Raw genomic sequence first — 13,937 nt, 5'->3', positions numbered from 1 at the left:
CCAATTAAAATAAAAAAAGCCACTTCACTAGTGGCTTTTTGCATTTTATTAATCTTCAACCTCAAAATAAGGATTTAAAATCTCGGCTAGTTCGTTCAACCAGAAATAACCTTGTTCAACTGACTTTGGATCAATTTGCAGGGTTTCGCATTCTCGCATTAGAGACATGGCGAGAAGATAATTTATTCTGCGAATTGTTTTTGCGAAACTTTTAGGATCTGTCGCCTGATTGAAAAATTCAGCTAAACGCATTTCGGTTTCTTTCGAAAGGGTGTTTAAACTCATAATCTGAAATTTTAAGGAATATAAACCCGCATGGGTTAGCTGTCCTACGCATTTCAGAGCGTGCAGTTGTTTCCAATACCGCCAGCGTACCACACGGGCAAGAAGTTTTGTTGTGTTCATAATCTGAAATTTTAGGACTGCAAAGATATTAAAAATCCTAAGAGAGTTTTGTGTTTTTCTTACAATTTACTTTATCTGCTGATACAGAGTTTGCAGTCCGTTTTATCTTTCGCAGAAATTAAAATTTAACCCTAAAAATATCATAATGTTTTATTAACTCGCTTGGCTTTTGCTTTGAAAATGGATAGATTTGAGAAACAATCATTAAATATAAACCGTTATGAAAATTCAAATCAACACCGACAAAAACATCGAAGGACACCAAAGATTAGAAAAATATTTCTCTGAAGAATTAGAAAAAGGCTTAGCGCGTTTTGAAGATAAAATCACGCGAATCGAAGTTCATTTTGGAGATGAAAATGGCGAGAAATTCAGCCTGAATGATAAAAAATGTGTTCTTGAAGTCCGAACTGCAAAACTACAGCCAATCACTGTAACAGAACACGCAGAAACTCTTGAAAAAGCTTTTAACGGTGCTTTGAGTAAAATTAAAAAATCTCTTACTACGACTTTCGAAAAATTGAAAGCGCATTAAGTTCCAAAATAGATAAAAAAAAGACGTTTCAAATGAAACGTCTTTTTTTTATCTATTTTGAAGTGACAAAGATGCAAAGTGACAAAGGTTCAAAGTTTTTTTGCGTTTGTTTTACTTTGTCACTTTGCATCTTTGTCACTTTGCATCTTTGTTACTTAGTATCTTTGTATCTCTCCTCTATGATTTCGGCAACGGTGCTCCTACGGCAACATCACATCGATGTCCTGGTTGTCCGTGCGGCGGATTCATTCCTTCTGCTACCGTTTGACTAGCTTCTGTACTCAATAATGCCGGAACCGGATTCCCTGCCGGCGGAGGTGAAACTGTAAAATTTTGTGTAGATGTTCCGCTTTGTGCTGTCGACGTTGTGGCAGTTTTAGCAGCCGGAGAATTTAAAGGCGCTCCAACCGGAATATCACATCTATGGCCCGGCTGTCCGTGCGGCGGATTCATTCCTTTTGCTGTTTTTACTGGCGTTGTTGTTGTAGTAACCACATTTTTTTGATTCGGATTTACCTGAACCGTTTGTCCCGTTTGCGCCTGAGTTGTCTGAACCTGCTGTGTTGGTGCCGAATTTAAAGGCGCTCCAACGGCAATATCGCAGCGATGTCCCGGTTGTCCGTGAGCCGGATTTAATCCTTTTGTATCACTTAAAACTGTATTTGGATTTGATGGTGAAGCTTGAGTCTGCTGTACTACTGAAGGTGTTTTAGTTGTATCTTTTGCAAGTCCAAGTCTAACCAATTCAGACGTCGAAGTGTTTTCTTGCGGTTCTAATTCCTTTTTGCAGGAAACAAAAAGTAATGATGTTATAGCAAGTGAGCTTATAAAGATTTTTGGATTCATAATTTGGGATATTTTTAAAGCACTCAAATATACTTGTTTTTTAGGATTACGCCATATAAGAAATGTAAGAATAATTTAAGTTTAACTTTGAATATGTTTTTAACTAGCCTGTAAATTGTCGACCACTGATTTTACAGATTAGACGAATAATTAAATAATTTTATCTGCTGTTAACCGGTTTAAATCTGTAAAATCCGTGTGCCATTCTCACATCAGTTTAAAAAATTCTTACCTTTAAACTCAAATAAAATCTCTCATGAAAAAAACACTTTTACTATTATTATTGACGGTTTCTTTTGCAAATGCTCAAACTGACAAAGACAAAATCAATCAAACTCTTGATGCATGGCACAAAGCGGCAGGCGAAGTAAAATTTGATGCCTATTTTAATGTTTTGGCAGATGATGCGGTTTACATTGGAACTGATGCAACCGAAAACTGGACTAAAAAAGAGTTTGCTGTTTGGGCAAAACCATTTTTCGACAAAGGAACAACTTGGAATTTTAAAGCTTTAGAACGTCACATCTTTTTTGACAAATCAGGAAAACTGGCTTGGTTTGATGAATTATTAGATACACAAATGAAAATCTGCCGCGGTTCTGGTGTTTTGGTAAAAGTGGGGAAAGAATGGAAAATTCAGCACTATGTTTTATCTATGACGATCCCGAATGATGAGGTTGATGCTGTAACCAAAATTAAAGCCCCTATTGAAGACGCTTTGATTGCGAAGCTTCAAAAAAAATAAACATTTTTTGGTTTTATTCTTATAAACATAACTTTTCTAGTACGTTACAAATTCAGATATCAAATAAATTATAATACAATTGACAATATTGGTCGTTTTTTGAGTCCTTAAAATGAAATTCCGTCAAAAAAACGAGTTGTATTTTATAAAATTGACTAAAATAAAAGCCTAGCCACTATTTTTACAGCCCTTAAAATCAAAATATTTAATTTTTTATAACTTTGACCCCAAAAAAAATAGGGTTCATTAAAGTATTTTAAAAATGAAAATAGAAAAACGCTGGATCATTTCCTTTATTATGATAAGTGTCGTTTGCACGATAGGTGCATTTTGGCCAACGGTGACTGAAAATAATTATGTTTTATCTGAATTTGGAACTACAGACCACATTGTACCTGCCGATGTTGCCTGGATGCTTACGTCGAGCTGTCTGGTTTTAATCATGACGCCGGGATTGTCTTTCTTTTACGGCGGAATGGTAGGCAGAAAGAATGTTATTTCTACCATGCTTCAAAGTTTTATCTGTCTGGGCGTTGTAACACTTTTATGGGTTGTTGTCGCTTTTAGTCTTGCTTTTGGAGAACCGGTTGGTTTTGGTTCTGGAGATCATTTTTACAGCTTTTTTGGAAATCCTGCTACTTTTGCCTTTATGGATTATGTTGGCGTTCTGCCTCATAAACAATTGGCAAGTACGATTCCGTTTATGCTTTTTGCTTTGTTCCAGATGAAATTTGCCATTATATGTCCGGCAATTATCACGGGTTCATTTGCAGAACGTGTTCGTTTTATCTCTTATTTAGTTTTCATCAGCTTATTTACCATTTTTATATATGCTCCTTTATGTCACGCCGTTTGGTATCCAACGGGTGTTTTAGGAAGTTATTTTGGCGTAAAAGATTTTGCCGGAGGAACTGTAGTACACATGAGTTCTGGTTTTGCTGCTTTGGCAGGAGTTATTGTTTTAGGTAAAAGAAAAAACAGCCAGCACATTCCAACCAATATTCCGTTTGTATTATTAGGAACAGGAATGTTATGGTTTGGATGGTTTGGTTTCAACGCCGGATCTGCTCTTGCCGCTAACGGAACTGCTGCAATGGCTTTTGCTACTACCACTACTTCATCTGCCGCTGCAATGTTAACCTGGATTTTCTTTGACAGAATGAACGGAAGAAAAGTTTCGGCTCTTGGCGCTTGTATTGGTGCTGTTGTGGGTCTGGTTGCTATTACTCCGGCTGCAGGATTTGTTTCTGTGCCAGAAAGTATGTTCTTCGGATTTGTAACGGCTTTGGTTTCAAACACAGCTGTAAATTGTAAATACTCTAAAAGATTTGATGATACGCTTGATGTTTTTGCGTGTCACGGTGTCGGCGGAATTATGGGAATGATTTTAACTGCTATTTTTGCTCATGGCGAAAATGCAAGTTTACTGCACGGAGGCTGGAATGTTTTCGGACATCACATGATGGCGCTTGTTTTGGTTTCTGTATTTACTTTCTTCGGAGCTTATTTCTTGTTTAAAGTAACCAATTTTATTATTCCTTTGAGAGTTTCAGAAGAATCTGAACATATCGGATTGGATTTATCACAGCACGATGAAACCCTTGATCCAAAATTAAAACCAATTACTGAACCGCATTACGGTTAAAAAGAATAAGCCGCAGATTTCACGGATTAAACAGGTTAAAAAATCCCTTGTAATCTGTGAAATCTGCGGCTAAAATTTCATTTTACTCTTAACATACCTTTTTCTACCAATATTTAACCCCTAACGGAGCATATCTCATAGAGATTATATATCGGTAAAATCAATGTCATCCTCTTTCAGTTGTCCCGTAGGGACTAAACATGATTACCAGTTAAAAAATCTTTTTAATCTGTAAAATCTCGGCGGAAAACATTTTAAAACCTAATTCCGCTATTTTCATTCGTTTATATTCCTTAATTTTGCTCAAAATTTTTATAAAAAGTGGGAAGTAAAAATAAACTTAAAAGATTCAGAGAAAACGAAACATTTCAAAACGTTTTTCAACCAACAAGAGAAGAAGTTGTAGGCGACTTAATGCCTTTGAAGGGAAAATGGAATTCTGATTTCTTTAAAAATGATAATCCTCTGGTTTTAGAATTAGGATGCGGAAAAGGTGAATACTCAGTTGGATTAGCAAAAAAATATCCTAACAAAAATTTTATCGGAATCGACATTAAAGGTGCACGTTTCTGGCGTGGTGCCAAAACAGCTGTCGAAAACGGTCTTCATAATGTTGCTTTTGTTCGAACTCAAATCGAATTAATTAATCATATTTTTGCCGAAGGTGAAGTAGACGAAATCTGGATTACTTTTCCGGACCCGCAAATTAAATACAAGAGAACAAAACACAGAATGACGAATTCTGAGTTCTTGAAATTGTACAAAAAAATCCTTAAAAAAGACGGTGTCGTAAACTTAAAAACCGACAGCGAATTTATGCATGGCTATACGCTTGGACTTCTTCATGGTGAAGGACACGAAGTTTTATATGCCAATCATAATGTTTACAAAAACGAAGGAAGTCCAGAAGTTGTAACTTCAATCCAGACTTTTTACGAAAAACAATATTTAGAAATTAACAAGGCAATTACGTATATTCGTTTCAAAATTAAAGACTAATTTAATTTTCGAAACATTTCTAACCGCTTAAACAACTGAATGGTATATCTTACTCCATTACTTTCGGGCTTTATTGCTGCTGCAATTGGGATTATTCCGCCAGGTTTAATCAACATGACGGCAGCCAAAATAAATCTGAAAGAAGGAAAAAAGAATGCTTTATGGTTTGTTATTGGTGCCGTTTTGGTAATATTTTTTCAGGTTTATGTTGCGGTTTTATTTGCAAGAGTAATCGACAACAGACCAGATGTTGTAACCTTATTACGTGAAGTTGGTTTTGTTATTTTTGCGATCTTAACGATTTACTTTTTGTTTATTGCCAAAGAACCCAAAACCAAGAAAAAATCAAAGATTAAAAAGAGCAGTAAAAAAAGCCGTTTCTTTTTAGGAATGCTGCTTTCTGCATTGAACTTTTTTCCAATTCCGTATTATGTTGTTGTGAGTGTAACTTTGGCCTCATACCATCTTTTTGTATTTGAAAATATAATTATTTTCACCTTTGTTTTAGGGTCTATTCTGGGATCTTTTGCCGTTTTATACAGTTATATCGCTTTCTTTGGAAAAATTGAAAAGAAAACCGATTATTTAATGCGGAACATGAACACAATTATAGGAAGCATTACAGGCCTTGTTGCGATTGTAACACTCTTTAATATTTTGAATTATTATTTCGGATAAAAATAGGGCCGCAGATTACACGAATTAAATTGATTATTTTACTTTGTGGTAAATATTTTTTCCCGCAGATTTTGCAGATATAAAGGGATTTTTTTTAAATATTAATCCAATTAATCTGCAGCAAAAGACTTATTTATGGCTGAGGAAAATTTTTTCGAAAGAGTTTATGCAGTTGCCAGACAAATTCCGTACGGAAAGGTAACTTCTTATGGTGCAATTGCAAAGGCATTAGGAACAGCACGTTCGGCAAGAATGGTGGGCTGGGCAATGAACGCGTGTCATAACATGGACGATGTTCCGGCACACAGAGTGGTAAACCAAAAAGGACTTTTGACAGGAAAACATCATTTTGAAGGAACGAATTTAATGCAGCAGCTTTTAGAAAGCGAAGGCATTAAAGTGGTTGACAATCAAATTGTAGATTTTGAAAAGCACTTTTGGAAACCAGAAATCCAGGGTTAGACTTATATCACTTATATGGTTCAAAAAAACTAGATCAAACAGATCACAAAACTGGTTTTATCTTCATCGGTTTGGTAGCTTAAATAACCGCCGTGCGCTTCGATGATGTTTTTAGAAAGCGTTAAACCAATTCCCGCACCGTCTTTTCTGGTGGTGAAAAAAGGCAGGAATACTTTGTCCTGAATTTCTGGATCGATTCCTTTTCCGTTATCAGAAATCGTGATAAAAAAACGATTGTTTTCGGTATAACTCGACACATACATTTTCTTTTCATTCTTTTCTTTTAAAGCATACACGCTGTTGGTAATCAAATTAATAATTACCTGTTCCATCTGGTTTTTATCTATCAAAATCGAACGCGAACTATGAATATCACTTATTAATTCAATGTTTTCTGCTTTCAAAATAGGACTCATGATTCTAAGACAGTCATCAAATAAAGCGTTAATTGGCGTCATTTGTTTTGATGGAGTTGGCAGCATGGCCAGTTTTCGGTAATTTTCAACAAAAACCTGCAAATGATCGCTTCGGTTTATAATCGTGGAAATACTGCTTTTAATGTCATCAAAATCATCTTCTTCTAAATTTTCCTGATCGACAATATGAAGCAGATTCTGCGAAAGCGCTCGAATTGGCGTTAAGGAATTCATTAATTCATGCGAAATAATCTTCATCAAATTAATCCAGGCTTCTTTTTCTTTTTTCTCAATAACACGCTGAATGCTGTCTAATAAAATAATATAATATTCTTTGTTATAGGTTTGTGTTCTTGAAGTCTGGAGCATAAAAGTCTGCAGATCCTGATCTTCAATTTTAATCGAAATTGCCGATTTTAATTCACCGAACTCCGTTTTTTCAATTTCATTGCAAAGTGACGGCAGATAGTTTTTAAGATATTTCCAATGGCTTACTTTTGGCACTTTAAATAGGTCCGAGAAGCAGTCATTCATCAGGAAAATATTCCAGTCATTATTTTCTTTTTCCAGAATTAAAGCTGCAGAATCAATATTGTTTAAAAGCGAACGATAAATTAGTTCCTTCGATTTTTGTTCTTGCTGCTGTACTTTGAGCGTTTCATATAAAAGATATAAACTTTTAAAATTATCTCTTTTATTCTCCTCAGGAAAGTTGGTTGAAAAATCATTCTGTAAAATCGAAAACAAAGTTCTGTCGTAAAACTGCAATTGGTTTTTTACAAAAAAATACATTTCGGCTAGCGTTAAAAATGCGAAAAAACCAACCAAAAGCGCATTGAAATAAAACATTTTATAGATAAGGAAAAAACAGACAAAGAAGAGCGTCATAACGAACAGAACTCTCACAAAAAATGCATTATAAAATTTCCAGTTTTTCATTCCTTTATTTTTTAGCCACAGATTAAAATGATTAAAATAATTTTAGCTCTTGTCTTTATTTTTTTGTTTCACACAGATTTTGCAGATTTAAGTCGATAAAAAAATCTTAATTCTTGCCTCTTGCTTTTTCTTTTTAATTCTTCAAATCGTACTTCTCAATTCTTCTATACAACGCAGCTCTTGACAATCCTAGTTCTTCGGCGGTTTTAGAGATGTTTCCGTGATGTTTAAAAAGTGCTTTTTCGATTGCTGTTTTCTCCATTTCAGATAACGGATTATCGTCATTTTCCTGAATTTCCTCAAAATCAAGAATGTCTAAATCGGTTACAGAAATTGTATTGTTTTCAGCTAAAATAAGAGCGCGTTCGATTTTGTTTTCCATTTCACGAACATTTCCTTTCCACGGATATCTTTCCAGATATGGTGATACATTTTCATCAAAACGCCAATTTTCCTGATTGTACTTTTGGGCGATATTTTCTAATATAAAATTTGCCATCGGAACTATGTCGTCTTTTCGTTCACGCAGAGGCGGAAGATTTATTTCCATTGTATTAATTCGGTAAAGCAAATCTTCTCGGAAAGTTTTGTTTTTTACTTCAGATTTAATATCACTGTTTGTGGCCGCAATAACACGAACATTTAACGGACGTGGTTTACTTTCTCCTAATCTGGTCAATGTTTTGGTTTGTAAAATATGAAGCAGTTTCGCCTGAAGATGAAGCGGAATATTTCCTATTTCATCAAGAAAAATAGTGCCGTTCTGCGCTGTTTCAAATCTTCCCGGCGTATCGGTTTTAGCATCTGTAAAAGCCCCTTTTGCATACCCAAACAATTCGCTTTCGAATAAATTATCGCTCAACGATCCTAAATCTACATGCACAAAAGGCTGATTTTTTCTTTCAGAATTTTGATGGATAAATTCGGCAAAAACATATTTCCCGGTTCCGTTTTCTCCCAATATCAAAACATTAGCATCTGTTCTGGCGACTTTTTCGGCTACAGAATAGGCTTGTTTTATTTTTTGGGAAGTTCCTGTAAAATATCGTTTTTCTGTTTTTTCTGCAATTACCTTTTTAGTGTTTTTTCTGCTTTCGGCGACAGCTTTATCAATAATTTCAAGTAATTTTTCGTTATGCCATGGTTTTAAAACATAATCAAAAGCGCCAATTTTAATGCCTTCAACAGCGGTTTCTATTTTTCCAAAAGCGGTCATTAAAATTACAATTGTATTAGGCGAAAGCGTTTTTATTTCTTTGAGCCAATGAATTCCTTCGCGCCCGTCTTCAAAACCAATTCGGTAATTCATGTCCAGCAAAACCACATTTATTTCATTTTCATTCAAAATTGAAATGATTTTTTTGGGGCTGTTGGTCGTGAAAATGGTTTCAAAATGTTTTTTGAGAATCATTTTTGCCGAAAAAAGAATTTCTTCCTGGTCGTCAACAACTAATATTTGGGCTTGCTTTTTTCTCATGCTGCGTTTTTTTGTCCGCTTTTGAACGGTCAACTGTTCATTATCGAACACTTGTTTTTTGAATGGTTTTTAGAGCTTCTTTAAAATCAGTGCTTTACAAAAAATAAATTTTATGGCACAGTATTTACCTATTGATTATCAGTAAATTATTTAAAAAATGGACAAGGTAATTCCTCGTAAAAATAGAAAATTTAGATATCTCACAATAGCAATTGGAGTTTTTTTAGCTTTGGCTGTAATCGTGTTTTTTTCTTTTAATTCAAAAAGAAGTTTAAATGTAAAAGCCGATGAACTTTCGGTTCAAAAAGTTGAAAAGGCTTTCTTTGAAGATTTTGTTGTTTTTCAGGCAAAAGTTGAACCTCTTAACGTTATGCTTGTAAACGTTACAGAAGGAGGATCTGTAAAAGAGATTTTTGTAGAAAATGGTGCAACGGTTACAAAAGGCCAATCGCTGGCTCGTTTGTATAACCCAAATACAGAACTGAATTACTTAACTCAGGAAACGGCTATTATTGAGCAAATCAATAATTTGAATACGGGAAAGTTAAACATTAGAAATCAGGAATTGAATTTGACTAAGGATTTAGTTTTAATCGAACATGATTATAATGATGCCAAAAGATTATACGATGTAAATGCAAAATTGTTTGCCAAAGATGTGATTTCTAAAAACGACTGGAATACTTTTAAAGAAAGTTTACGTTTTCAGGAAGAACGTCGTAAAACGATTCAGCAGAGCATTCAAAAGGAAAAACAATCGAATCAATTGCAGATTTCGCAAATTAACCGTTCGATTCAAACCATGGAAAAAAGTTTGGATATTTTAAGAAACAACAAAAAGAACTTTTTGATTACCGCTCCAGAATCCGGCCGATTAACTTCTTTTGAACCTGTGCTGGGAAAAACATTTCAGGCTGGAGAAAGTATTGGCAGAATCGATTCAAAACAAGGTTATAAATTATCTGCCAATGTTGATGAGTTTTATCTGGAAAAAATCCGCGAAGGTTTAAAAGGTCAGGTAGAATTTAAAGGAAAAACGCTTGAAGTTGTGGTTACTAAAGTGATTCCTGAAGTAAAAAACGGTCATTTTATTGTAGAACTGGCTTTTACATCAAAAGAAAATATTGTTCTGCAAGACGGTTTAAGCTTTGGAGTTAAACTGATTTTATCTGAGAAAAATAAAATTCTGGTTGTTCAAAAAGGAAGTTTTAATCAGGAAACAGCAGGAAAATGGATTTTTGTAGTAAAAGGAAATAAAGCTGAAAAAAGAAATATAAAATTAGGACGCGAAAATCCTTCTTATTATGAAGTTCTGGACGGATTAAAAGAAGGCGAATCTGTAGTGATTTCCTCTTATTCAGATTATAAGGATATTGAGGAGCTTTCGATACAGTAATTAGTTTACAGTCGCAGTCTCAGTTTTCAATTTACAATTCACAATTATAAAGAGTTTCAATCATCAATCAAAAAACATAATCAATAACTAATCTTAAAAAAATATGATAACGATACAAAATTTAACCAAAGTATTTAGAACCGAAGAAGTTGAAACTGCTGCGCTAAGTGGAATTAACTTAGAGATTAAAAAAGGGGATTTCCTAACTATTATGGGACCTTCTGGATGCGGTAAATCGACTTTATTGAATATTATCGGTCTTTTGGACGGTGCAGACGGCGGAAGTTACAAATTGCTGGATCAGGAAATGATTGGTTTAAAGGAAAAAGGAAGGGCTCAGGTTCGCAAGGAAAATATCGGATTCATTTTTCAGAATTTTAATCTAATCGATGAGCTTTCTGTTTATGACAATATCGAACTGCCTTTGCTTTATAACAACGTAAAAGCTTCTGAAAGAAAACAAAAAATTGAAGCTATTGCAGAAAAGCTAAATATATCACATCGATTAAAACATTTTCCGCAGCAGCTTTCAGGAGGTCAGCAGCAAAGAGTTGCCGTTGCCAGAGCTTTGGTTAATGATCCTAAAATTATTCTTGCCGATGAACCAACAGGAAATCTGGACAGTAAAAATGGTAATGAAGTAATGGAACTTCTAACAGATCTGCACGCAAAAGGTGCTACAATTTTGATGGTTACCCACTCTGATTATGATGCTTCTTTTTCACAAAAAACAATTCATATGAAAGACGGTGTTATTTTTTCTGAAAAGCTAAATCAGCGAAATGTTGATGTTTTTATGGACGCTAAATAATTCAAAAATGATAAAATTTGTTATTACTGCAATATTAGTCCTGGTGGGATTTGTGTGCAAAATTTTTACTCTTCTTTAAAAAGGCAGAACCAGCCTTTAGATCAAAAAAATAACTAACATAATTATAAAATACCATGATTTTTAACTGGTTTAAAATATTTATTTATCATTTAAAGCAAAGCAAATTGTTTTCGTTTTTAAATGTTTTAGGATTGAGTATCGGGATTTCGGGTGTGATTTTCGCTATTTTGTACTGGAATAATGAGCATGCATACGATCAATGGAATTCTGAAAAAGAGAATGTATATCAAGTGCTGAACGGAATGGGAAAAACGGGCGATATATGGACTACCAGCACAATTCCGTTTGGTATGGCTTGTAAAGCAACTATTCCCGAAATAGATCAAATTTGTTTTCTTAATGATTGGTATAGTCAGGGGGTAATAAAATATCAGAACAAAAAAGTAATCGACAAAAAGATAACTGTTTCTGATAATAACTTTTTCGATTTTTATCCATTTCCAATATTAAAAGGTGCCAAAAAAGACATCTTAAAAGAAGAAAACAGTGTTGCAATTTCTGAAGATCAGGAAAAACTGCTTTTTAAAAATAATGAGGATCCAATAGGAAAATCCATTACTTACGACAATAAGCCATACACCGTAAAAGCTGTTTACAGAATTATGCGCCCTTCTTCTGTTGAGCCAAATTATGTTTTTGGCGGTATTGTTCGTGAGCATGATCTTACTCAATGGGGAAATTTCAGCTACGGGTTAATGATTAAGACCAAAAAAGGTGTTGATCTTGCCACAGTTTCAAAGAAAATGCATCATGTAAATTATGTAAACAGAACTTTAAAGGATGCTAAAGAAAGCGGACAGCCTGTCGAACAATACATTAAAGAAAACGGAGAAATTAAAATTTATCTTGATCAGTTAAAAACGCTGCATCTGCATGGTACAAAATCTTCCGGATCAGCCACTCCTGAAGGAAAAGGAAATTTACAGCTTCTTTATATAATGGCGGGTTTATCTCTTTTAATTTTAGTTTTATCATTGGTAAACTACATTAATCTGGCTACGGCTTCTGCCATAAAACGTGCTAAAGAAGTGGGAGTACGCAAAATTGTGGGAGCTTCAAAAAAGCAGATTATTGCACAGTTTATATTTGAAACGGCAATAATTGTAACCATTGCCATTTTGTTTGCTTTGGCCATTGTAGAACTTTCATTACCCTATTACAATACCTTTTTAAGAAAAACTTTGACTATGAATGGCAGTGAATTTTATCTGCAGCTCATTTTGATTTTTGGATTAGTAATCATTCTTGCGGGTATATTCCCTGCCATTTATATCTCAAATTTTGAGACGTTAAAAGTTTTAAAAGGTAATTTTTCGAGAAGCAAAAGCGGTATCTGGATTCGAAATTCGATGCTTATTTTTCAATTCGGAATTGCAGCATTTTTCATCATTGGTGCTTTAATTGTAAATTCTCAGGTAGATTTTATGATGAATAAAGACCTTGGTTTTAGCGGCGATCAGGTAATACGAATTCCTTTTAACTATCAGGATTATGATAAAAAAGGAGAAAAATATCAAACTACAAAACAGGAAATTCTTAAAATGCCCGGAGTGCAGCAGGTTTCTACTTTTGCAGGTACTTTTGGAAACAGTACGAATTCGAGCTCAGGTTTTACGCATAACGGGGTTTCTGTTCAGCCTAGAAATGTTGAAATGGATTTTGATTTTCTGGAAATGATGAAAATTAAAATTGTGCAAGGCCGTGATTTATCTCCAAAATTTGCCTCTGATACCATTGACAACTGGCTTATAAACGAAACTTTAGCTAAAACTTTGGGCCTTAAAAACCCTATAAATACTGTTATTTCTTCGGGCTGGGGAAATGAAAAAGGAAATTTAAAATTTAAAGTAGTAGGTGTTGTTAAAGATTTTCATATTACCGGACTGCAGAATAAAGTTCCGCCAATGGTTTTTATAAACTTAAAAACTTTAAAATGGAATAATTTTCAAAATGTATATTTAAAAGTTTCTCCAAATAATTTATCAGAAACTCTGGCAAAATTAAAAACTTATTGGGAGGCAAACATAAACCCTGATTATCCTTTTGATTACGAATTTGTTAACAAAGGATTTGCTAAAACTTATGAAGAACAGGTGAAACAAAAAAATCTGTTTTTTATCTTAAATTTAGTCGTAATTATAATTGCTATCTTCGGATTGTTTGCTTTGGCATCATTTTCGATGGAGAGAAGACTGAAAGAAATTGCGATTAGAAAAACCTTAGGAGCAGAAACGGATATTTTATTGAAAGAATTATCCAGACAATATATCATTTTCTGCGGAATGGGATTTTTAATTGGAATTGTTCCAGCATATATTTTATTGCAAAAATGGCTGGAAGATTTTGCTTTTAGAGTCAATATTTCAATCGTTCCGTTTAGTATTGCATTGGTTTCGCTTTTAGTCCTTACATTGTTAATTGTAATAACTAAAGCCTATCAGGTTACTAAAATCGATGTTTTGAAATATTTAAAATATGAATAACTTGTAGACCATTTTTTTA

13 protein-coding genes are annotated in these 13,937 nt (G+C 34.1%); 9 read left to right on the top strand and 4 right to left on the bottom strand.

The features are described from left to right. Positions 1-48: 48 nt before the first annotated feature. Positions 49-285 (bottom strand): hypothetical protein, encoded by a 237-nt coding sequence (locus FJOH_RS06960; protein ID WP_012023421.1) that lies wholly within the window; start codon positions 283-285, stop codon positions 49-51. A 340-nt stretch (positions 286-625) separates the two neighbouring features. On the opposite strand from FJOH_RS06960, the gene FJOH_RS06955 reads away from it, so the two are divergent. Then, on the top strand, positions 626-940 hold the full coding sequence (locus FJOH_RS06955) for an HPF/RaiA family ribosome-associated protein (protein ID WP_012023420.1): 315 nt from the start codon (positions 626-628) through the stop codon (positions 938-940). Between the two features lie 177 nt (positions 941-1,117). On the opposite strand, the gene FJOH_RS06950 is transcribed toward FJOH_RS06955, so the two are convergent. Beyond that, positions 1,118-1,786 (bottom strand): hypothetical protein, encoded by a 669-nt coding sequence (locus FJOH_RS06950; protein WP_012023419.1) that lies wholly within the window; start codon positions 1,784-1,786, stop codon positions 1,118-1,120. Between the two features lie 256 nt (positions 1,787-2,042). Between FJOH_RS06950 and FJOH_RS06945 the strand changes: the two genes are divergently transcribed. From FJOH_RS06945 to FJOH_RS06925, 5 genes are all read left to right on the top strand, one after another. Next, a complete protein-coding gene (locus tag FJOH_RS06945) occupies positions 2,043-2,531 on the top strand; it encodes a nuclear transport factor 2 family protein (protein WP_012023418.1) in 489 nt (162 codons plus the stop codon). 262 nt (positions 2,532-2,793) lie between these two features. Beyond that, on the top strand, positions 2,794-4,176 hold the full coding sequence (locus FJOH_RS06940) for an ammonium transporter (protein ID WP_012023417.1): 1,383 nt from the start codon (positions 2,794-2,796) through the stop codon (positions 4,174-4,176). Positions 4,177-4,497: 321 nt separating this feature from the next. Continuing rightward, positions 4,498-5,175 carry a tRNA (guanosine(46)-N7)-methyltransferase TrmB gene (gene trmB / locus FJOH_RS06935; RefSeq protein WP_012023416.1) on the top strand — a complete coding sequence of 226 codons (678 nt, stop codon included), beginning with the start codon at positions 4,498-4,500 and terminating at the stop codon, positions 5,173-5,175. 39 nt (positions 5,176-5,214) lie between these two features. Then, positions 5,215-5,853, top strand: coding sequence for a LysE family transporter (locus FJOH_RS06930; RefSeq protein ID WP_012023415.1), 639 nt, complete (start codon positions 5,215-5,217; stop codon positions 5,851-5,853). Between the two features lie 135 nt (positions 5,854-5,988). After that, positions 5,989-6,315 (top strand): MGMT family protein, encoded by a 327-nt coding sequence (locus FJOH_RS06925; RefSeq protein WP_012023414.1) that lies wholly within the window; start codon positions 5,989-5,991, stop codon positions 6,313-6,315. Between the two features lie 29 nt (positions 6,316-6,344). Here the strand turns inward: FJOH_RS06925 and FJOH_RS06920 are convergent, their stop codons facing one another. After that, on the bottom strand, positions 6,345-7,670 hold the full coding sequence (locus FJOH_RS06920) for a sensor histidine kinase (protein ID WP_012023413.1): 1,326 nt from the start codon (positions 7,668-7,670) through the stop codon (positions 6,345-6,347). A gap of 133 nt (positions 7,671-7,803) precedes the next feature. After that, positions 7,804-9,147 carry a sigma-54-dependent transcriptional regulator gene (locus tag FJOH_RS06915; protein ID WP_012023412.1) on the bottom strand — a complete coding sequence of 448 codons (1,344 nt, stop codon included), beginning with the start codon at positions 9,145-9,147 and terminating at the stop codon, positions 7,804-7,806. A 157-nt stretch (positions 9,148-9,304) separates the two neighbouring features. Between FJOH_RS06915 and FJOH_RS06910 the strand changes: the two genes are divergently transcribed. From FJOH_RS06910 to FJOH_RS06900, 3 genes are all read left to right on the top strand, one after another. Then, positions 9,305-10,543 (top strand): efflux RND transporter periplasmic adaptor subunit, encoded by a 1,239-nt coding sequence (locus tag FJOH_RS06910; RefSeq protein WP_012023411.1) that lies wholly within the window; start codon positions 9,305-9,307, stop codon positions 10,541-10,543. A gap of 103 nt (positions 10,544-10,646) precedes the next feature. Then, positions 10,647-11,354: an ABC transporter ATP-binding protein gene (locus tag FJOH_RS06905; RefSeq protein WP_012023410.1), complete on the top strand. Its 708-nt coding sequence runs from the start codon at positions 10,647-10,649 to the stop codon at positions 11,352-11,354. A 134-nt stretch (positions 11,355-11,488) separates the two neighbouring features. After that, complete coding sequence (locus FJOH_RS06900) at positions 11,489-13,918, top strand: ABC transporter permease (RefSeq protein ID WP_012023409.1); 2,430 nt, start codon at positions 11,489-11,491, stop codon at positions 13,916-13,918. Positions 13,919-13,937 lie beyond the last annotated feature (19 nt).

The organism is Flavobacterium johnsoniae UW101, assembly GCF_000016645.1.
GTDB lineage: Bacteria > Bacteroidota > Bacteroidia > Flavobacteriales > Flavobacteriaceae > Flavobacterium > Flavobacterium johnsoniae.
This window is presented reverse-complemented; position numbering and strand designations above follow the sequence as displayed.

Coding starts and splice junctions, on each gene's coding strand:
- FJOH_RS06960 (WP_012023421.1), bottom strand. CDS start 285: ATGAGTTTAAACACCCTTTCGAAAGAAACCGAAATGCGTTTAGCTGAA.
- FJOH_RS06955 (WP_012023420.1), top strand. CDS start 626: ATGAAAATTCAAATCAACACCGACAAAAACATCGAAGGACACCAAAGA.
- FJOH_RS06950 (WP_012023419.1), bottom strand. CDS start 1,786: ATGAATCCAAAAATCTTTATAAGCTCACTTGCTATAACATCATTACTT.
- FJOH_RS06945 (WP_012023418.1), top strand. CDS start 2,043: ATGAAAAAAACACTTTTACTATTATTATTGACGGTTTCTTTTGCAAAT.
- FJOH_RS06940 (WP_012023417.1), top strand. CDS start 2,794: ATGAAAATAGAAAAACGCTGGATCATTTCCTTTATTATGATAAGTGTC.
- FJOH_RS06930 (WP_012023415.1), top strand. CDS start 5,215: ATGGTATATCTTACTCCATTACTTTCGGGCTTTATTGCTGCTGCAATT.
- FJOH_RS06925 (WP_012023414.1), top strand. CDS start 5,989: ATGGCTGAGGAAAATTTTTTCGAAAGAGTTTATGCAGTTGCCAGACAA.
- FJOH_RS06920 (WP_012023413.1), bottom strand. CDS start 7,670: ATGAAAAACTGGAAATTTTATAATGCATTTTTTGTGAGAGTTCTGTTC.
- FJOH_RS06915 (WP_012023412.1), bottom strand. CDS start 9,147: ATGAGAAAAAAGCAAGCCCAAATATTAGTTGTTGACGACCAGGAAGAA.
- FJOH_RS06910 (WP_012023411.1), top strand. CDS start 9,305: ATGGACAAGGTAATTCCTCGTAAAAATAGAAAATTTAGATATCTCACA.
- FJOH_RS06905 (WP_012023410.1), top strand. CDS start 10,647: ATGATAACGATACAAAATTTAACCAAAGTATTTAGAACCGAAGAAGTT.
- FJOH_RS06900 (WP_012023409.1), top strand. CDS start 11,489: ATGATTTTTAACTGGTTTAAAATATTTATTTATCATTTAAAGCAAAGC.